21 protein-coding genes are annotated in these 17,003 nt (G+C 66.8%); 11 read left to right on the top strand and 10 right to left on the bottom strand.

The genetic code is table 11. From position 1 onward, the window contains the following. Positions 1-282: 282 nt before the first annotated feature. The 6 genes from LXM94_RS07020 (at position 283) to LXM94_RS07045 (ending at position 5,023) form a co-directional block, all read left to right on the top strand. On the top strand, positions 283-852 hold the full coding sequence (locus LXM94_RS07020) for a hypothetical protein (protein WP_235770451.1): 570 nt from the start codon (positions 283-285) through the stop codon (positions 850-852). Positions 853-924: 72 nt separating this feature from the next. Beyond that, a complete protein-coding gene (locus tag LXM94_RS07025) occupies positions 925-1,764 on the top strand; it encodes an RNA methyltransferase (RefSeq protein ID WP_235770452.1) in 840 nt (279 codons plus the stop codon). Further along, on the top strand, positions 1,751-2,560 hold the full coding sequence (murI, locus tag LXM94_RS07030; protein ID WP_235770453.1) for a glutamate racemase: 810 nt from the start codon (positions 1,751-1,753) through the stop codon (positions 2,558-2,560). The genes LXM94_RS07025 and murI overlap by 14 nt, the downstream gene beginning before the upstream one ends. A gap of 59 nt (positions 2,561-2,619) precedes the next feature. Continuing rightward, positions 2,620-2,892: a type II toxin-antitoxin system TacA family antitoxin gene (locus LXM94_RS07035; protein WP_235770454.1), complete on the top strand. Its 273-nt coding sequence runs from the start codon at positions 2,620-2,622 to the stop codon at positions 2,890-2,892. Positions 2,893-2,945: 53 nt separating this feature from the next. Next, the gene (locus tag LXM94_RS07040) at positions 2,946-3,386 is read left to right on the top strand and encodes a GNAT family N-acetyltransferase (protein WP_235770455.1); all 441 of its coding nucleotides are present in this window, start codon (positions 2,946-2,948) and stop codon (positions 3,384-3,386) included. A 122-nt stretch (positions 3,387-3,508) separates the two neighbouring features. Further along, the gene (locus LXM94_RS07045; protein WP_235770456.1) at positions 3,509-5,023 is read left to right on the top strand and encodes an ATP-binding protein; all 1,515 of its coding nucleotides are present in this window, start codon (positions 3,509-3,511) and stop codon (positions 5,021-5,023) included. Between the two features lie 6 nt (positions 5,024-5,029). Here LXM94_RS07045 and LXM94_RS07050 read toward each other — a convergent pair whose 3' ends face one another. Continuing rightward, positions 5,030-5,455: a DUF1810 domain-containing protein gene (locus tag LXM94_RS07050; protein WP_235770457.1), complete on the bottom strand. Its 426-nt coding sequence runs from the start codon at positions 5,453-5,455 to the stop codon at positions 5,030-5,032. A gap of 294 nt (positions 5,456-5,749) precedes the next feature. Here LXM94_RS07050 and rpsD point away from each other — a divergent pair, with 294 nt between their 5' ends. The 4 genes from rpsD (at position 5,750) to LXM94_RS07070 (ending at position 9,105) form a co-directional block, all read left to right on the top strand. Beyond that, entirely contained in the window at positions 5,750-6,367 is a 618-nt protein-coding gene (rpsD, locus tag LXM94_RS07055) for a 30S ribosomal protein S4 (RefSeq protein WP_235770458.1), read from the top strand. A gap of 74 nt (positions 6,368-6,441) precedes the next feature. After that, the gene (locus tag LXM94_RS07060) at positions 6,442-7,371 is read left to right on the top strand and encodes a glutaminase (protein WP_235770459.1); all 930 of its coding nucleotides are present in this window, start codon (positions 6,442-6,444) and stop codon (positions 7,369-7,371) included. A gap of 52 nt (positions 7,372-7,423) precedes the next feature. After that, positions 7,424-8,284: a tRNA 2-thiocytidine(32) synthetase TtcA gene (gene ttcA / locus LXM94_RS07065; protein WP_235770460.1), complete on the top strand. Its 861-nt coding sequence runs from the start codon at positions 7,424-7,426 to the stop codon at positions 8,282-8,284. Next, a complete protein-coding gene (locus LXM94_RS07070; RefSeq protein WP_235770461.1) occupies positions 8,281-9,105 on the top strand; it encodes an inositol monophosphatase family protein in 825 nt (274 codons plus the stop codon). Before ttcA ends, LXM94_RS07070 begins: the two co-directional genes overlap by 4 nt. Before the next feature lie 98 nt (positions 9,106-9,203). Here LXM94_RS07070 and LXM94_RS07075 read toward each other — a convergent pair whose 3' ends face one another. The 6 genes from LXM94_RS07075 to LXM94_RS07100 form a co-directional block, all read right to left on the bottom strand. Continuing rightward, positions 9,204-10,412 (bottom strand): multidrug effflux MFS transporter, encoded by a 1,209-nt coding sequence (locus LXM94_RS07075; protein WP_235770526.1) that lies wholly within the window; start codon positions 10,410-10,412, stop codon positions 9,204-9,206. Positions 10,413-10,539: 127 nt separating this feature from the next. Further along, complete coding sequence (gene grxD, locus LXM94_RS07080; RefSeq protein ID WP_235770462.1) at positions 10,540-10,875, bottom strand: Grx4 family monothiol glutaredoxin; 336 nt, start codon at positions 10,873-10,875, stop codon at positions 10,540-10,542. Between the two features lie 118 nt (positions 10,876-10,993). Beyond that, the gene (locus LXM94_RS07085; protein WP_235770463.1) at positions 10,994-11,260 is read right to left on the bottom strand and encodes a hypothetical protein; all 267 of its coding nucleotides are present in this window, start codon (positions 11,258-11,260) and stop codon (positions 10,994-10,996) included. A gap of 10 nt (positions 11,261-11,270) precedes the next feature. Beyond that, on the bottom strand, positions 11,271-11,504 hold the full coding sequence (locus LXM94_RS07090) for a BolA/IbaG family iron-sulfur metabolism protein (RefSeq protein ID WP_235770464.1): 234 nt from the start codon (positions 11,502-11,504) through the stop codon (positions 11,271-11,273). A 16-nt stretch (positions 11,505-11,520) separates the two neighbouring features. Further along, complete coding sequence (gene purL / locus LXM94_RS07095; RefSeq protein WP_235770465.1) at positions 11,521-13,758, bottom strand: phosphoribosylformylglycinamidine synthase subunit PurL; 2,238 nt, start codon at positions 13,756-13,758, stop codon at positions 11,521-11,523. A gap of 107 nt (positions 13,759-13,865) precedes the next feature. Beyond that, a complete protein-coding gene (locus LXM94_RS07100) occupies positions 13,866-15,281 on the bottom strand; it encodes an aminotransferase-like domain-containing protein (protein ID WP_235770466.1) in 1,416 nt (471 codons plus the stop codon). Positions 15,282-15,376: 95 nt separating this feature from the next. On the opposite strand from LXM94_RS07100, the gene LXM94_RS07105 reads away from it, so the two are divergent. Next, entirely contained in the window at positions 15,377-15,607 is a 231-nt protein-coding gene (locus LXM94_RS07105) for a DUF1127 domain-containing protein (RefSeq protein WP_235770467.1), read from the top strand. Between the two features lie 6 nt (positions 15,608-15,613). On the opposite strand, the gene LXM94_RS07110 is transcribed toward LXM94_RS07105, so the two are convergent. Genes LXM94_RS07110 through LXM94_RS07120 form a run of 3 tightly spaced genes read right to left on the bottom strand, consistent with a single transcriptional unit; the run spans position 15,614 to position 16,988 of the window. Beyond that, positions 15,614-16,012 (bottom strand): hypothetical protein, encoded by a 399-nt coding sequence (locus LXM94_RS07110; protein WP_235770468.1) that lies wholly within the window; start codon positions 16,010-16,012, stop codon positions 15,614-15,616. A gap of 50 nt (positions 16,013-16,062) precedes the next feature. Continuing rightward, positions 16,063-16,734, bottom strand: coding sequence for a phosphoribosylformylglycinamidine synthase subunit PurQ (gene purQ / locus LXM94_RS07115; RefSeq protein ID WP_235770469.1), 672 nt, complete (start codon positions 16,732-16,734; stop codon positions 16,063-16,065). Then, positions 16,731-16,988, bottom strand: coding sequence for a hypothetical protein (locus LXM94_RS07120; protein WP_235770470.1), 258 nt, complete (start codon positions 16,986-16,988; stop codon positions 16,731-16,733). Before LXM94_RS07120 ends, purQ begins: the two co-directional genes overlap by 4 nt. Positions 16,989-17,003: the final 15 nt, after the last annotated feature.

The raw sequence follows: 17,003 nt of genomic DNA on the forward strand, positions 1-17,003 counted from the left end.
ATGAACTGCCAGATGATGCGCGTCATCTCGTCCCCGTCGAGCTCGACGACCGGATTGACGACCTTGATCTTTTGCATAGGGAGAGCCTCGTTGTCTGAAGGGGGCGAGCCCCGTTTCCTTGAATGAAACCGAACGGGCTATAGCATTGCGACGCGGGAAGGCAAAGCCGAGCAACGGCGGCGACGCGCATTTTCGGCGGGCCGCGAATAGACGGCCGCAGCGACGCGTTTCCTCCCCGTCATCCCCTGCGCTGTCCGGCGCGAAACCCCTCGGGAGCCTGCCATGAAATTTGCCGCAAGCGTTGCCGCGCTGATCGTTTCGCTGCCGTCGGCCGGGTTCTGCGCCGATGCCGCGGCGCCCGTCGGCGAGATCGTCGCGGCCGCGACCGTCAACTGGCAGGAAATGGGGAGCGACATGGACACGCCGCCGGAATATCGCGACTATTTCAGCGCGGACTTCCTCGGCCGCGTCTACAGCCGGGACTTTGCGGAAAAGTACCGCGCGGCGACGAACTATCCGGCCTATGACGAGGGCGACTCCCCCTTCGACTACGACCCGATCGTCGGGGGGCAGGACGGCTGCCCGCTGAAGGACGTGAAGACACAGACCGGCGTCGCCGAGGGCGGCGTGACGGCGGTCACGGTGTCGTTCGACAACACCCACTGCTTCGGCGAGCGCGCCGCGGACTGGACGCCGACGACGCTCGTCTTCACGGTGATCGAGGAGGCGGGCAGGGCCGTCGTCGACGACATCGACCGGCTGTTCTTTGTGGAGGGGGCCTCGCTCAAGGGCGAACTCGAGCGGATCGTCACGGACGGCGCGGCGGCGGCGGCAGGCGGCACGGCGCAGTAACGACGGCGCGGTTCTTCCCATTCCGTCGCAATTGTGCCAGTGAGGCCGCACTTTGGAGCGGGACGAACGGGCATGGCAGGCACGAACAGCGAGCGCGAGCTGATCGCCGAGGGACCGGCGATCATTCTGGTTCATCCGCAACTCGGCGAGAACATCGGCATGGTGGCGCGCGCCATGGCGAATTTCGGGCTGAGGGAGCTGAGGCTCGTCAATCCGCGCGACGGCTGGCCAAGCGAGAAGGCGATCTCGGCGGCGAGCAAGGCGGACCACATCATCGCGGCGACGCGGGTCTTCCCGTCGCTCGAGGCGGCGGTCGCCGACCTCAATTTCGTCTATGCCACCACGGCGCGCGACCGCTACGGCTACAAGGAGGTGCGCTCGCCGGTGGTGGCCGCCGAAACGCTGCGGGCCCGGTTTGGCGCGGGCGAGGCGGTCGGCATCCTGTTCGGCCGCGAGCGGACCGGGCTCACCAACGAGGAGATCGCGCTTGCCGACGAACTCGTGACCTTCCCGGTGAACCCGGCCTTCGCATCGCTGAACCTCGCCCAGGCCGTGCTCCTGATGAGCTACGAATGGATGAAGAGCGGGCTGGCCTCGCTGGAGAATACGCCGTTCCACGCGCTGCCGCAGCGTCCCGCCAGGAAGGACGACCTGCAGGGGCTGTTCGACCATGTCGAGGAGGCGCTCGATGCCCGCGGCTACTTCCGCCCCGCCGCCAAAAAGCCGAAATTGATCGAGAACCTCCGGGCCGCGCTCACGCGTCCCTCCTTCACCGGCTCGGAAATCCAGGTCTTGCGCGGCATCATCTCCTGTCTCGATCGTTTCACCCGCGAGGCGCCGCGCGGCTCCGGCGCGCCAGCGCTCAACCGCACGCGGAACCGGCGTCCGAAGGTGCCCCGTGACGAGGGCTGAGGCGGCCGGCGCGGAGCGGGCGAAGCCGGTCCTCTTCTTCGACAGCGGCATCGGCGGCCTGACCGTGCTGCGCGAGGCGCGCGTGCTGATGCCGGAGCGCCACTTCACCTATGTCGCCGACGATGCCGGTTTTCCCTATGGCGGCTGGGAGGCGGCGGCGCTGAAGCGGCGCATCGTCGACCTTTTCGCCACGCTGCTTTCCGAGCACGACCCGGAGGTCTGCGTGATTGCCTGCAACACGGCCTTCACGCTGGTCGGCGCGGACCTGCGCGCGGCCTTCCCGGACATGCGCTTCGTCGGCACCGTGCCGGCGATCAAGCCGGCGGCCGAGCGCACGCGCTCCGGCCTCGTCTCGGTGCTCGCGACGCCCGGCACGGTGAAGCGCGCCTATACGCACGATCTCATCCAGTCCTTCGCCAGCCAGTGTCATGTCCGGCTTGTCGGCTCGGAAAACCTCGCCCGCATGGCGGAGGCCTATATCCGCGGCGAGACGCTTGCCGACGAGGCGGTGCTGACGGAGATCGCAGAATGCTTTGTCGAGAAGGACGGCCGCAGGACGGACATCGTCGTGCTCGCCTGCACGCACTATCCCTTCATCGGCAATGTCTTCCGGCGGCTGGCGCCCTGGCCGGTCGACTGGCTCGATCCGGCCGAGGCGATCGCCCGCCAGGCCCGCCGCCTGGTGCCGCTTCTCGACGCACTCGGCCCGGGCGAGGACGTCGCGCTCTTCACCTCCGGCAAGCCGGACTTCGCGACGCGCCGGCTGATGCAGGGCTTTGGTCTGCGGGTTACGTGAGTGGGTTGCATGTACCACATTTGTTGCTACAATATCGGCATTGAACGTGAGGAATGGCTATGCATAAGGCTGAAGCGATCCGGGTTCGCGTCGATGCCGCGACGCTGGATCTCATGGAGCAGGCACGCGCCTACGTAAAACTCGACAAGAGTAAATTCATCCGCGAAAGCATCCGCGAGAAGGCGACAGCAATCGTGGCCGATCGCGCGCGAACGCATTTCACTCCCAACGACTGGCGCTCGTTCTTCGCAATGATCGACAATCCGCCCGATCCGACGGACCGCATGCGCCGCGCCGTCGATACGCTGGATCGCATCGCTGGCGGTCGATGAGGTTCGAGCCGCTCGACGGCAAGCGCCATGACCGAAAGCAGTTCGACTGCGGCGTGCAGGCATTGAACGACTACGTCGCGCGCTTCGCGGGGCAGGATGCACGACGTGGACTGGCGCGTACCTGGGTTCTGGCAGACGAACGACGGATCATCGGCTACTATACGCTGAGCGCTCATTCCGTGCCGCGCGCCGGCATGCCGCCAAGTGTGTCGGCGGGCGTTTACGAGGAAATTCCCTTTCTACTGCTCGGGCGGCTTGCCGTCGATCTGGCGTTTCAGCGGCGGGGCTATGGCGATGCCTTGATCGCACATGCTTTCCGATCGACGCGAGATGCTGCAGACCGTTTCGGAATTTTCGGCATGATCGTCGATGCAAAGGACGAAACGGCTGCCATCTACTACGAGGGGTTCGGTTTCCAACGCCTCGAGGGCGATCGCCGGCGGCTGATGTTGCCGATCGGTGCCATGGACCGTCTGCTTCTCCCTCAGTCCTGAGTCCGGCCACTTCCCTGTGAGTTTCGCAACACGCGGGTCTGCAATCGGCTGCCCGTCGTGCTAGGTCTCCACGGTTTCCGGTGGCGGCCGGGCGAATCGGTTTGCGAAGCACGAGGGTCTGCATGAAAGTCGGCATCGACATGGGGACGGCGCAGGGCGGCGCGCCGGCCAAGCTCGATATCGAGGAACTGCTGGCGACGCGCCTGCTGGTGCAGGGCAATTCCGGTTCCGGCAAGTCGCACCTGCTGCGCCGGCTGCTGGAGCAGTCCGCACCCTGGGTGCAGCAGGTCATCATCGATCCGGAGGGCGACTTCGTGACACTAGCGGACCGCTTCGGCCATGTCGTCGTCGACGGCGAGCGGACCGAGGCAGAGCTTGTCGGCATCGCGACGCGCATCCGCCAGCACCGCGTCTCCTGCGTGCTGTCGCTCGAGGGGCTGGAGGCGGACGAGCAGATGCGGGCTGCCGGCATCTTCCTGAACGGCCTGTTCGACGCCGACCGGGACCACTGGTATCCGGTGCTCGTCGTCGTCGACGAGGCACAGCTCTTCGCGCCGTCGGTGGGCGGCGAAGTTTCGGAAGAAGCGCGAAAACTCTCGCTCGGTGCGATGACCAACCTGATGTGCCGCGGCCGCAAGCGCGGGCTTGCCGGCGTCATCGCCACGCAGCGTCTCGCCAAGCTCGCCAAGAACGTCGCGGCGGAGGCGTCGAACTTCCTGATGGGCCGCACCTTCCTCGACATCGACATGGCGCGCGCCGCCGACCTGCTCGGCATGGACCGCCGGCAGGCCGAGATGTTCCGCGACCTGCAGCGCGGGTCCTTCGTGGCGCTCGGGCCGGCACTGTCGCGCCGCCCGCTGCCGGTGACGATCGGCCCCGTCGAGACCTCGGCGCGCTCGACGAGCCCCAGGCTGATGCCGCTGCCGGAGGCGCCCGCCGATGTCGAGGACCTGATCTTCACGCCCGATCCCGAGGAGCTCACCCGTCCCGTGGTCCGCCGCGCGCCGCCCGCGCCGCGGCCGACCACCGACATCCTCGCCGAACTGTCGCGTGCCCGGCCGGAACCGGCAGCGGAGCCGCAGGCGAGGGCGTCTGCGCCGGAGTTGTCGCCGGAAGAGCGGCAGGGCCTGCTCGACGGCGCGCTCGGCGAGATCCTCGAGCATCCCGACGCCGCCTTCCGGGCCGACGCCGAGCTCTACCAGGACTTTCTCGTGCGCTGCCGCATCCGCCGCATTCCCGGCGCGCCGCCGTCGCTGCGCGACTTCCGGCGGCAGATGGCCGTCGTGCGGTCCGGCGTCGACAGGGAGACGGCGGCGACCGAACTCTGGGGCCAGGCGCTCGACCTGTCGCGCGGTGTGACGGAGGATCTGCAGGGCGTCTTCCTGCTCGTCGCGCAGACGGCGCTGAGCGCGCGCGCCTGCCCGTCCGACGCGCAGATCGCCCGTGCCTACGGCACCCATTCCGCCCGGCGCGCGCGCCGGCTGCTCGGCTATTTCGAGGAGCAGGGGCTGATCGTCGTGCACAGCGACCCGGCCGGCCGGCGCATCGTCGCCTTTCCCGACCTCGGCTGCGAGACCGCGCCGGGTGCCGCGGATGCGGCCGAGGCCGAGGCGCCAGCCCGCGACGCCGCCGAATAGCGCCGTTTACGCCCGGAGCAGCGCCAGCGTCCGGGCATCCGCCGCGCCGCGGTAATATTTCGCGAGAACGGCCTCGAACGCTCCTTCGCCACCGGTTGTGTGCGAAAAAAGCGTCATCGAGGAGCGGAGCTTCAGGACGTCGGGAAAGCCGAAGATGTCCTCGGCGCTCCGGCCCTCGAGGTCGAGAAGGATGCCGCAGCATTCCCGGAGCCGGGTGCCAAGGAGCGGGTCGGCGAGATAGGCCCGGGCCTCGGCGACAGAGGACAGCGCGTAGTGCCGCGCCGTCTGGCTCGTGCCGAGGCCGGCGATCTGTGGGAAGACGAACCACATCCAGTGGCTCTCCTTGCGCCCGGCGCGAAGCTCCGCCAGAACGTCGGGATAGACCGGCTGCTGCGCCTTGACGAAACGCTCGAAATCAAAGGGGATGTCCATCGGATTCTCCTCGGCTCCTGCGCACGCATCATACGGGCAAGGCCGACGACCGGCCAATCCCATCTCCCGCCGGCGCTTCCGCCGGAAAGGCCGTTGACATTTGCGGCTTTCCCCTTTATTCCGCCGCCAACGCTGGGCAGAAATGTCCGGTGTTTCATTTGACATGTCCCGTGGTTTCTCCGGTCGCGTATCGTGAGACACCTGTCAGAACCCCTAAATCGGAGTTCAGAGGAGGGCGTGTTTCCTTGATCCGCGCCGGCAACGGTGCGGTGATATGTTTTGAAAGGAAATGCGATGAGCAAGCGCGCTTCATCCAAGTACAAAATCGACCGCCGCATGGGCGAGAACATCTGGGGCCGCCCGAAGTCCCCGGTCAACCGCCGCGAATACGGCCCCGGCCAGCACGGCCAGCGCCGCAAGTCCAAGCTCTCCGACTTCGGCGTGCAGCTGCGCGCCAAGCAGAAGCTGAAGGGCTACTACGGCGATCTGCGCGAAAAGCAGTTCCGCGCGATCTACGAAGAAGCCAACCGCCGCAAGGGCGACACGCCGGAGAACCTGATCGGCCTGCTCGAATCGCGCCTCGACGCGATCGTCTACCGCGCCAAGTTCGTACCGACGATCTTTGCTGCCCGCCAGTTCGTCAACCACGGCCATGTCAAGGTCAACGGTGTGCGCGTCAACATCGGTTCCTACCGCTGCAAGGCCGGCGACGTGATCGAGGTCCGCGAGAAGTCCAAGCAGCTCGTATCGGTCCTGGAAGCCGTCCAGCTCGCCGAGCGTGACGTTCCGGACTATATCGAAGCCGACCACAACAAGATGGTTGCGACCTTCGTCCGCGTTCCGGGCCTGTCCGACGTGCCGTATCCGGTCGTCATGGAACCGAACCTGGTCATCGAATTCTACTCGCGCTAATCGCGCGGGACCTCTTGCCAAAATTCCGGAAGCCGCCCAGAAACGGGCGGCTTTCTTGTTTTCGGGAGTGCCGCATGACGGATCTGCAGGCCATCGTCGACGACATCCACCGCGAGCTCGCGCCCCGCTTCGGGGAGGGCAAGGTGGCCGACTACATCCCGCAGCTCGCGCGCGTCGATCCGAAGCAGTTCGGCATGGCGGTGGTGACGGTCGACGGCGCCGTGCATCTGGCGGGGGAGGCGGAAAAGGCCTTCTCGATCCAGTCCATCTCGAAGGTCTTCACCCTGACGATCGCGCTCGGCAAACATGGCGAGGCGATCTGGAACCGCGTCGGCCGCGAGCCCTCCGGCTCGGCCTTCAATTCGATCGTCCAGCTCGAGCACGAGCACGGCAAGCCGCGCAACCCCTTCATCAATGCCGGCGCCATCGCCATCACCGACCTCGTGCTCGCCGGCCACACGCCCAAGGAGGCGATCGGCGAGGTGCTGCGCTTCATGCGCTTCCTCGCCGACGAGGAGGACATCGTCATCGACCGGGACGTGGCGCAGTCGGAGCAGGCGACGGGCTACCGCAACTTTGCGCTCGCCAATTTCATGCGCTCCTTCGAAAAGCTCAGCCATCCGGTGGAGCACGTGCTCGGCGTCTATTTCCACCAGTGCGCCATCGCGATGAGCTGCCGGCAACTCGCCAGGGCGGGCCTGTTCCTTGCCGCCAGCGGCACCAATCCGCTGACCGGGCACCGGGTCGTGTCGCACATGCGGGCGCGGCGCATCAACGCGCTGATGCTGACCTGCGGCCACTATGACGGCTCCGGCGACTTCGCCTACCATGTCGGCCTGCCGGGCAAGAGCGGCGTCGGCGGCGGCATCCTCGCCGTCGCGCCCGGCAAGGCCTCGGTCGCCGTCTGGTCGCCCGGCCTCAACCGCAACGGCAACTCGCTGCTCGGCTCGATCGCGCTCGAGATGCTGGCGAACCGCACCGGATGGTCGGTTTTTGCCGCTTGATTGTACGGCCGGTTCCGGGCATGTGGACCGCGACGGCCTTCAGGATGACGAGATGACGCTGGCACTGGAAACGACGGACGAGATCGAGGCGGATGCATCCCGCCATCCGCTCTTCGCCGACGCGCCGTCCTCCGTGTCCTTCAACAAGCTGCGCAAGCGCCTGCTCCGGCAGGTGCGGCAGGCGATCGACGATTTTTCGATGCTGAAGGGACAGGCACGCTGGCTCGTCGGCGTGTCCGGCGGCAAGGACAGCTACGGGCTGCTGGCGCTGCTGATGGATCTCAAGTGGCGCGGCCTGCTGCCGGTGGACCTCGTCGCCTGCAATCTCGACCAGGGACAGCCGAATTTTCCGAAGCATGTGCTGCCCGACTATCTCTCGTCGATCGGCGTGAAGCACCGCATCGAATATCGCGACACCTATTCGATCGTGAAGGAGAAGGTGCCGGCGGGCGCCACCTATTGTTCGCTCTGCTCGCGGCTGCGGCGCGGCAACCTCTATCGCATCGCGCGGGAGGAGGGTTGTGACGCGCTGGTGCTCGGCCACCACCGCGAGGACATCCTCGAGACCTTCTTCATGAACTTCTTCCATGGCGGGCGGCTTGCGGCCATGCCGCCGAAGCTGCTGAACGACGAGGGCGACGTGATGGTGCTGCGCCCGCTCGCCTATGCGGCGGAGGAGGACCTCGCGAAATTCGCCGCCGCCATGCGCTTTCCGATCATTCCCTGCGACCTCTGCGGCTCGCAGGACGGCCTGCAGCGCAACGCCATGAAGGCAATGCTCGCCGACATCGAGACGCGCATGCCCGGCCGCAAGGACGCGATGCTGCGCGCGCTCGGCCACACGAACCCCTCGCATCTCCTCGACCCGAAACTTTTCGATTTCTCCTCCCTGGAAACGGCAGACCGAAAATGACCCTTCAGTTCGACATCAATGCGCTCGCCCTTCTGCTCAGCGAAGCGGCGGAGGCCGAGATCCGTCCGCGCTTCCGGGCGCTCGCCAAGGGCGACATCCGCCAGAAGATGGACGCCACCGATCTCGTGACCGAGGCCGACGAGGCGGCGGAGCGCTATATCCGCGCCCGCATCGGGGGCGTGGTGCCGGGGGCGCTGTTCGTCGGCGAGGAATCGGTCGCGGCCGACCCGGCGCTGCTGGCGAAGCTTGCCGACGCCGACGTCGCCGTGGTGGTCGACCCGATCGACGGCACGTTCAACTTCGCCTCCGGCGTGCCGCTCTTCGGCGTCATGGTCTCGGTCGTCGCCGGCGGAGAGACCGTCGCCGGCATCATCTACGATCCGATGGGCGACGACTGGGTGATGGCGGAGAAGGGGGCGGGCGCCTGGCAGACCGGCGGTCACCGGCCGGAGATCCGCCTTAAGGCGGCGAACCCCGTGCCGCTCGAACAGATGACCGGCATGGCTTCGACGAGCTTCCTGCCGCGCGATCGCCGCGCGACGGTGCTCGGCAACCTCGCCAAGGTCGCCTTCGTCTCCAACTACCGCTGCGCGGCGCACGAATACCGGACGTTTGCGGCCGGGCACCTGCACTACCTCATGTACAACAAGCTGATGCCCTGGGACCACCTCGCCGGCGCCCTGATCGCCGAGGAAGCCGGCGCCTATGTCGCGCGCTTCGACGGTTCGCCCTACCGTCCGCACCATGTCGAGGGCGGCCTGCTCGTCGCGCCCGACAGGGAAAGCTGGGAGACGATGCGCCGCGAGGTCTTCGTCGACTGAACCCGCATGGCCCAGGCGGATGCCGTTCAAGGGAACCCGCAGGGCGATCGAAAATGCGGACGGGGCCTGTCCATGGCGACGCCCCGTCGCGGTCGTGGTCAGACCGGCTTGTTGTGCGTCTGGAACAGCCTGCCGCGCTCGGCGACCAGCACGAAGACGAGGCCGATGACCGAGAGCGTGAAGAATCCGGCAACGAGCGGCACGGCCGTGCCGTTGAAGGCCTGGCCGATCGCCGCGCCGATGACCGCGCCGCCGGCCGTGCCCATGAAGCCGAGCACGGAGGAGGCGGTGCCGGCGACGTGGCCGAGCGGCTCCATGGCGAGCGAATTGAAGTTCGAGCCGATCCAGCCGAACTGGAACATCGCCAGCGCGAACAGAACGATGAACAGCGGGAACGGCAACTGGTGGTCCGTCCAGGCGAGCGTCAGGAGCAGCCACAGGGCGTTGACCCCGAGGAAGCCGAGCAGCGCGCCGTGCGACAGCGGGCGCATGCCGAAACGGCCGACCAGCCGGGCGTTGATGAAGGATGAAAAGGCCATGAAGGCGGCGACCCCGGCGAAGGCGACCGGAAACCACACGCCGAGTTTATAGATGCCGACATAGATCTGCTGCGCCGAGTTGATGAAGCCGAACAGCGCGCCGAAGATGAAGGTGCTCGCGAGCGTATAGCACAGCGCCACCCGGTTCGTGAGCACGATGCGGAACCCGTCGACGACCGAGCGCGCCGTGAAGGGACGCACGTCCTCCGGCGCCAGCGTCTCGGGAAGCCGGACATACATCCAGCTTCCGACCGTGGCCGCCATGACGCCCATGAAGATGAAGATCAGGTGCCAGTCGCCGAAGATCATCACCGTCTGGCCGATGCCGGGAGCGAGAACCGGCACCACCATGAAGACCATCATGATGAGCGACATGACCTCCGCCATGGCGCGGCCGCCGAAGATGTCGCGGACGATCGAGATGGTGATGACGCGCATCGCCGCCGAGCCGATGCCCTGGATGAAGCGCAGCGCCAGCAGCATGGCGAAGTTCGGCACCATCACCGCGAGCAGCGACGAGACGATATAGATGCCGAGCCCGACGAACATCGGCGCGCGCCGGCCGAAACGGTCGGAAATCGGGCCGTAGAGCAGCTGGGCGCAGGCGAAGCCGATCAGGTATGCGGAGATGACGTACTGCCGGTGATTCTCGTTCTCGACGCCGAGGCTGGCGCCGATCTCCTGCAGGCCCGGCAGCATGATGTCGATGGCAAGCGCATTCAGCGCCATGAGCAGCGCCATCAGCGCGATGAATTCGACCTTGCCCATGCCACGCAGGCGCTGGGCTGCTTCAGCAGACAATCCAGACATAACCAAAAATATCCATGAAAGAGAGAAGGCGCCGCTGGGATGGCGGCGCCTCGGGAAGTCTTCAGCCTTGAGGCCGTGGGCCGCCCTACGCGGCGCCCTTCACCGAAATGCCCTGTTCCTCCAGGTGGGACTGCAATTCGCCCGCCTGGAACATTTCGCGCACGATGTCGCAGCCGCCGACGAACGCGCCCTTGACGTAGAGCTGCGGGATCGTCGGCCAGTTCGAATAGTCCTTGATGCCCTGGCGGAGATCCGCGTCGGCGAGCACGTTGATGCCCTTGTAGTCCACCCCGATATAATCGAGGATCTGGACCACCTGACCGGAGAAGCCACACTGCGGGAACTGCGGCGTGCCCTTCATGAAGAGCACGACGTCGTTGCCCTTCACCTCGTTGTCGATGAAATCGTGAATGCCACTCATTGCCGTCATCCTTGGAGCGCCGGAAAAGGCCGGCTGTTTCGGCAGATAGATAACATGGCCGGGCGCCATTTACACCCCCGGCTGCGAGATTTCGCGACAGGCCGCGGGCCGTTCCGCGTCAGGTCCGGCGGCGTTTCACCTTGCTGCGCGACGCCGCGCTGCGCCGCCGGCTGAGCTGCTTTCGGGCCGGCTTCTTCTTCAGCGCCGCCTCGACGATCTCGGCCAGGATGCCGCCGGAGGCCTGCGTGCGGCGCGTCGCCGTGCTGCGGGTCCGCGACTTGCGGCGCGTGCGTTTCGTCGTCCTGCGGGTTCCGGTCTTCTTCAGGATCTCCTTGAGCGCGCTGTCGACGACGCTGGAGACGATGTCCTTGATGAGGTCCGCCATCGGCGCTGCCTCATTCCGGGGCGGAGGTCTGGAGCGCGAGCGCGTGGAGCACGCCGCCCATGTTGCCCTGCAGGGCGTTGTAGACCATCTGGTGCTGCTGCACGCGCGTCTTGCCGCGGAAGGCCTCGGCGACGACCTCCGCCGCATAGTGGTCGCCGTCGCCGGCGAGATCCCTGATCGTGACCTTCGCGCCGGGAATGCCGGCCTTGATCATGTCTTCGATGTCGCCGGGGGACATGGGCATGGGGTATCGCTCCTCGTTATTCCGCTGCGGCGGCGGCATTCGCGCTACCGTCCATGAAGTCAGGGAACCACGATTCATGGGCGCTGCGCAATTGCGCAATGCCGATCGAGAAGAGATCGCCGACGGCGAGCGCCGCGCCGCCCACCGTGCCGAGACGGCGGAAGGGCACGCCCGCACCCTCCGCATTGGCGCAGAGGAAGTTGCACAGGTCTGCCGGCACGGCGAGCACGTAGCGCGCCTGGTCCTCGCCGAAGAGCAGCGCGTGGGCCGGGCCGTTCGCTCCGGAAAGGTCGATCGTCATGCCCTTGCCCGACGACATCGCCATCTCGGCGAGCGCGACCGCGAGGCCGCCCGAGGAAATGTCGTGGCAGGCGGTCACCTGGCCGTTGCGGATCGCCGAGCGGACGAAGCTGCCGTTGCGGCGCTCGGCATGCAGGTCGACCTCCGGGGCAGGACCGTCGACGATGCCGAGCACGTCGCGCAGATAGACGGACTGGCCGAGATGGCTGCCGTCGCTGCCGATCAGCACGACGTGGTCGCCGTCGCCGGCGCCGCCGATGCGGGCCATCTGCGCCCAGTCGGGCAGCAGCCCGACGCCGGCGATGGTGGGCGTTGGCAGGATCGCGACGCCGTTCGTCTCGTTGTAGAGCGAGACGTTGCCGGAGACGATCGGGAAGTCGAGCGCTCGGCAGGCCTCGCCGATGCCTTCGATCGCCTTGACGAGTTGGCCCATGATCTCCGGTTTTTCCGGATTGCCGAAATTGAGGTTGTCGGTCGCCGCCAGCGGCTCGGCGCCGGTCGCCGTGATGTTGCGCCAGCATTCGGCGACCGCCTGCTTGCCGCCCTCGAACGGGTCGGCCTCGACATAGCGCGGCGTCACGTCGGAGGAGAAGGCGAGGGCCTTGGTGGCATGGCCCTCGACGCGCACGACGCCGGCGTCGCCGCCCGGGATCTGCAGCGAGTTGCCCTGGATCAGCGTGTCATACTGCTCGTAGACCCAGCGGCGGCTCGACTGGTTCGGCGAGCCGACGAGTTTCAGCAGCGCCAGGCCGTAGTCGTTCGGCTCGGCGACGAGACTGGCGGGCAGTGGCGAGGGCCGGCCGGGCTCGCGCCACGGCCGGTCGTATTCCGGGGCCTGGTCGCCGAGATCCTTGATCGGCAGGTTCGCCACTTCCTCGCCCTGGTGCAGGATGCGGAAGCGCAGGTCGTCCGTCGTATAGCCGACGATGGCGAAATCGAGCCCCCATTTGACGAAGATCGCCTTGGCGACCTCTTCCTTTGCGGGTTCGAGCACCATGAGCATGCGCTCCTGGCTCTCCGACAGCATCATCTCGTAGGCCGTCATCCGCTCCTCGCGCACCGGCACGAGATCGAGGTTCAGCTCGATGCCGAGGTCGCCCTTGGCGCCCATCTCGACGGCCGAGCAGGTGAGGCCGGCGGCACCCATGTCCTGGATGGCGATGACGGCGCCGGTCTGCATCAGTTCGAGGCAGGCTTCGAGCAGGCATTTTTCGGTGAAGGGATCGCCGACCTGCACGGTCGGGCGCTTCTCCTCGATCGATTCGTCGAATTCGGCAGACGCCATGGTCGCGCCGCCGACGCCGTCACGGCCGGTCTTGGCGCCGAGATAGACGACGGGAAGGCCGACGCCCTTGGCTTCGGACAGGAAGATCGCGTTCGACTTGGCAAGGCCGGCTGCAAAGGCGTTGACGAGGATGTTGCCGTTGTAGCGCTCGTCGAACTCGACTTCGCCACCGACCGTCGGCACGCCGAAGGAATTTCCGTAGCCGCCGACGCCGGCGACGACACCCGAAACGAGGTGGCGGGTCTTCGGATGGTCCGGGGCGCCGAAACGCAGGGCGTTCATCGCGGCGACGGGGCGCGCGCCCATGGTGAAGACGTCGCGCAGAATGCCGCCGACGCCGGTCGCCGCCCCCTGGTAGGGCTCGATATAGGACGGGTGGTTGTGGCTCTCCATCTTGAAGACGACGCAGTCGCCGTCATCGATATCGACCACGCCGGCATTTTCACCGGGTCCCTGGATGACGCGCGGCCCCTTGGTCGGCAGCGTGCGCAGCCACTTCTTGGAGGATTTGTAGGAGCAGTGCTCGTTCCACATGGCCGAAAAGATGCCGAGCTCGGTGAAGGTGGGCTCGCGGCCGATCAGCGACAGGATGCGGTCATACTCATCCGGCTTCAGCCCGTGGGCGGCGATGAGCTCCGGGGTGATCGGGCGGGTGTTCGAGATTGTCATCGGCTCTCGTCTGTCTCAGGAGGTGGGGGCTTTTGCCGGTCTCTTTAGCCTAAGCGGAGCACGCGCGCGACAGGAAAATGCCACGGACCACAGGCGATGCGGCGGTTTCAGCCGAGACTGTCGTAGCCCGTCGGGCCGTGCCCGAGCAGCCGCCGGAGCCGCGCGAGGCCGTCCGCCACGTCGTCACGCGCGGCCGGCGAGGAGAAGCCGATCCGCACGCGATGAAAGGTCTTCTCGGATCGGCCGGCCTTGAACTCGTCCTCGTCGTCGATGAGGATGTTTTCCTCGAAGGCGGCGTGGCGGAACGTGCCGGAAAGCCAGGGTTCCGGCAGCTTGAGCCAGAAGAAGGGCGCAAAGGGCCGCGACGTGAAGTCGAGGCCGGCGAAGATGTGGCGTACGAGCGCCTCGCGCGCCCGGACCTCCTCGGCGACCGCGCTGCGGATCGTATCCGCCTTGCCGGTCAGCACGAGCCGCGCGCAGAGCTCCGCCAGCAGGAAGGGCAGGCCGCCCGTCACCATCTTGTGGGCGATGCGGACGCGCTGGGCGAGGTGCGGCGGGCAGGCGATCCAGCCGCCGCGCACGCCGGCCGCCACGCTCTTCGACAGGCCGCCGACGAGGAAGGTGCGATCCGGCGCGATCTCGGCCATCAGCGGAATGCCGTCGCCGGCCGCCGCGCCATAGAGATTGTCCTCCACCAGCCAGACATTGTGCTTGCGTGCGATCGCCGCGATGGCGCGGCGGCGCTCCTCCGGCATGCACGAAAGCGTCGGATTCTGCCCTGACGTCATCAGGAAGGCGAGCTTCGGATGCTGCTGGACGCAGACGCGCTCGAAATCGTCCGGGATCACACCCTCTGTATCGGATTCGACGAGCGCGGTCTGCCGGCCGAGCAGGGCGGTGCCGCGGCTGATCTGCGAATAGGTGAGGTGCTCGAAGACGATGCGGTCGCCGGGCGCGGTGATGACCGAGGCGGCGGCGATGACCGCGGCATGCGCTCCGAGCGTCGGGACGACACGCTCGGCCTCCGGCAGCCAGCCGTCGCGGCCGAGCCACAGGCGGCCTGCCTCCAGCCAGTGGCCGGGGAAGTTGCGCGTGTAGCTCGCTATCTCGTCCGGCTGCTCGCGGCCGATCGCCGTCAGGATGTCGGTGATGACGGCGCTCTGGCCGACGTCGGTGGCCGCGGTGGTGTCGAAGCGCAGCTTGCCGGGCGGGGCAATCGCGGCCCGCGTTCCACCGAGGCGGGTGCTGACCGCGTCGATTTCGGCCTGTCCCCCTTCGGCGGTGCCCAGCACATAGGTGCCGCGGCCGACCTCGCCGCTGACGAGGCCCCGCTCGCGCACCATGCTGTAGGCGCGGCTCACGGTGCCGATCGTCACGCCGATGTCGAAGGCGAGGTTGCGCTGCGGCGGCAGTTTGCTGCCGGCCGCGAGTTCACCGCTGCCGATCGCCTTCTCGATCTGGTCGGCGATGCGGACATAGAGCGGACCGTCGGCGGACTGGAGGTCGGGGAGCCAATTTGTCATGATGACAATTCTCTACATTGCACCGTTAATGGAGTCAATTATCTGATGACGATCAAGGCAAAGCGGACAATGGCATTGCTGATAGGATTGTAACCATGACAATAGATACAATTTCACACCAAGGCTCGGTCTCGCCTCTTGCGGAGCCGCGGTCCGGCATCCGGTCGCTGGCGAAACGTGCCTTGTTGGCCTACTGGTCCGTGCGGACCAGAAGCCGAAGCCGCCGTGTCCTTGCGGATCTCACGGACGAACAATTGCGCGATGTCGGCCTCACCCGCGCCGAGGCGGAGCGGGAAGCCTCCAAGTCGTTTTTCTGGGATGTATGAGAGGGCTCAGCAGCCCTTGCCGCCGGCCGCCCAGCGCTTGACGTCGACGGCGATGCGGGCGGATTCACCCTCGTTCATCATCGGGCCGAAGGCGGACAGGCGCGCCGGGTTGCCCTCCGCCTGCACGACGAGCAGCGGCCGGGATTCCGGAGAACCGCGCGGGACGATCAGGATGCGCGGCTTGCCAGAGAACGAATTGAGCTCCGGCGCGAGGCGGTAGCGCTTGAAGGCGGCATCGCCCGACTTGAACCAGCAGGCGCTGGCGCCGAGCGCGACGCGCTCCATGGTCGGCAGCGCGCCGGTGCTCGCCGACGGTGCCGGCGGGGCGGACTGGCAGCCGGCAAGTGCTGCGGCAAAGAGGGTCGCGACGGCAGGCACGGCACGGCAAAGGGCATGGGGGCGCATCGGGCGGACAATCCTTGCTACGGGTCTGCGCCCCAGCTAGCAGACGGTGGTTAAGCGGCGATTACGTCGAGGGCGGAGGCGAACAGGCTGCGTCCGTCCGAACCGCCATGGGCGGCCTCGATGAGGTTTTCCGGATGCGGCATCATGCCGAGCACATTGCCCCGGGCGTTCATGACGCCGGCGATGTCGTTCAGCGAGCCGTTCGGATTGGTGCCTTCGGCATAGCGGAAGACGACCTGGCCGGTATCCTCGATCGCCTTCAGCGTCTCGGCATCGGCGAAATAGTTGCCGTCGTGATGGGCGACCGGGCAGCGGATGATCTGGCCCCTGGCATAGGCACGGGTGAAATCCGTGTCGGCATTGGCGACTTCGAGCCGGATCTCCTTGCAGACGAATTTCAGCGAGGCGTTGCGCATCAGTGCGCCGGGCAGCAGGCCGGCCTCGAGCAGGATCTGGAAGCCGTTGCAGACGCCGAGAACCTTGACGCCCGCCTCCGCCTTCGCCTTGATCGCCTGCATGACGGGCATGCGCGCCGCGATCGCGCCGCAGCGCAGGTAGTCGCCGTAGGAGAAACCGCCGGGAATGACGATGAGATCGACGTCCGGCAGCTCCGTTTCCGTCTGCCAGACGGTGACCGGCGCCCTGCCGGAAATCTTGGTCAGCGCTGCGATCATGTCGCGGTCGCGGTTGAGGCCGGGAAGCTGGACGACGGCGGATTTCATGGGTGCGGTTCAAACCTTGCCTGGGCCTCGGCGAGTTCACGCAGTTCGAGGCGGTTTTCGATACGGTCGAGGCGGGTCAGGACCTGCGCCATGGAGCTTTGAAGGTTGTTTACGTCGCCTTGCATGACATGCACGTGATTGCGCAAGCTGACCATGTCCTGCCGCATGTCGCCTTGTCCGTCCTTCAGCAGGGAAATGTCGGACTGGATGCGCTTCAGCAGCTCGTACATCAGTTCCTGGGAGACGTCGGCCATGTCCTGCGCCTTCAA

It is taken from the genome of Rhizobium alarense, assembly GCF_021555155.1.
GTDB classification, from domain to species: Bacteria; Pseudomonadota; Alphaproteobacteria; order Rhizobiales; family Rhizobiaceae; genus Rhizobium_D; species Rhizobium_D alarense.

Coding starts and splice junctions, on each gene's coding strand:
- LXM94_RS07070 (WP_235770461.1), top strand. CDS start 8,281: ATGACCCTTCAGTTCGACATCAATGCGCTCGCCCTTCTGCTCAGCGAA.
- LXM94_RS07105 (WP_235770467.1), top strand. CDS start 15,377: ATGACAATAGATACAATTTCACACCAAGGCTCGGTCTCGCCTCTTGCG.
- LXM94_RS07035 (WP_235770454.1), top strand. CDS start 2,620: ATGCATAAGGCTGAAGCGATCCGGGTTCGCGTCGATGCCGCGACGCTG.
- ttcA (WP_235770460.1), top strand. CDS start 7,424: ATGACGCTGGCACTGGAAACGACGGACGAGATCGAGGCGGATGCATCC.
- LXM94_RS07090 (WP_235770464.1), bottom strand. CDS start 11,504: ATGCCCATGTCCCCCGGCGACATCGAAGACATGATCAAGGCCGGCATT.
- LXM94_RS07050 (WP_235770457.1), bottom strand. CDS start 5,455: ATGGACATCCCCTTTGATTTCGAGCGTTTCGTCAAGGCGCAGCAGCCG.
- rpsD (WP_235770458.1), top strand. CDS start 5,750: ATGAGCAAGCGCGCTTCATCCAAGTACAAAATCGACCGCCGCATGGGC.
- LXM94_RS07025 (WP_235770452.1), top strand. CDS start 925: ATGGCAGGCACGAACAGCGAGCGCGAGCTGATCGCCGAGGGACCGGCG.
- LXM94_RS07120 (WP_235770470.1), bottom strand. CDS start 16,988: ATGGCCGACGTCTCCCAGGAACTGATGTACGAGCTGCTGAAGCGCATC.
- grxD (WP_235770462.1), bottom strand. CDS start 10,875: ATGAGTGGCATTCACGATTTCATCGACAACGAGGTGAAGGGCAACGAC.
- purQ (WP_235770469.1), bottom strand. CDS start 16,734: ATGAAATCCGCCGTCGTCCAGCTTCCCGGCCTCAACCGCGACCGCGAC.
- LXM94_RS07060 (WP_235770459.1), top strand. CDS start 6,442: ATGACGGATCTGCAGGCCATCGTCGACGACATCCACCGCGAGCTCGCG.
- LXM94_RS07045 (WP_235770456.1), top strand. CDS start 3,509: ATGAAAGTCGGCATCGACATGGGGACGGCGCAGGGCGGCGCGCCGGCC.
- LXM94_RS07075 (WP_235770526.1), bottom strand. CDS start 10,412: ATGGGCAAGGTCGAATTCATCGCGCTGATGGCGCTGCTCATGGCGCTG.
- LXM94_RS07100 (WP_235770466.1), bottom strand. CDS start 15,281: ATGACAAATTGGCTCCCCGACCTCCAGTCCGCCGACGGTCCGCTCTAT.
- LXM94_RS07085 (WP_235770463.1), bottom strand. CDS start 11,260: ATGGCGGACCTCATCAAGGACATCGTCTCCAGCGTCGTCGACAGCGCG.
- LXM94_RS07110 (WP_235770468.1), bottom strand. CDS start 16,012: ATGCGCCCCCATGCCCTTTGCCGTGCCGTGCCTGCCGTCGCGACCCTC.
- purL (WP_235770465.1), bottom strand. CDS start 13,758: ATGACAATCTCGAACACCCGCCCGATCACCCCGGAGCTCATCGCCGCC.
- LXM94_RS07020 (WP_235770451.1), top strand. CDS start 283: ATGAAATTTGCCGCAAGCGTTGCCGCGCTGATCGTTTCGCTGCCGTCG.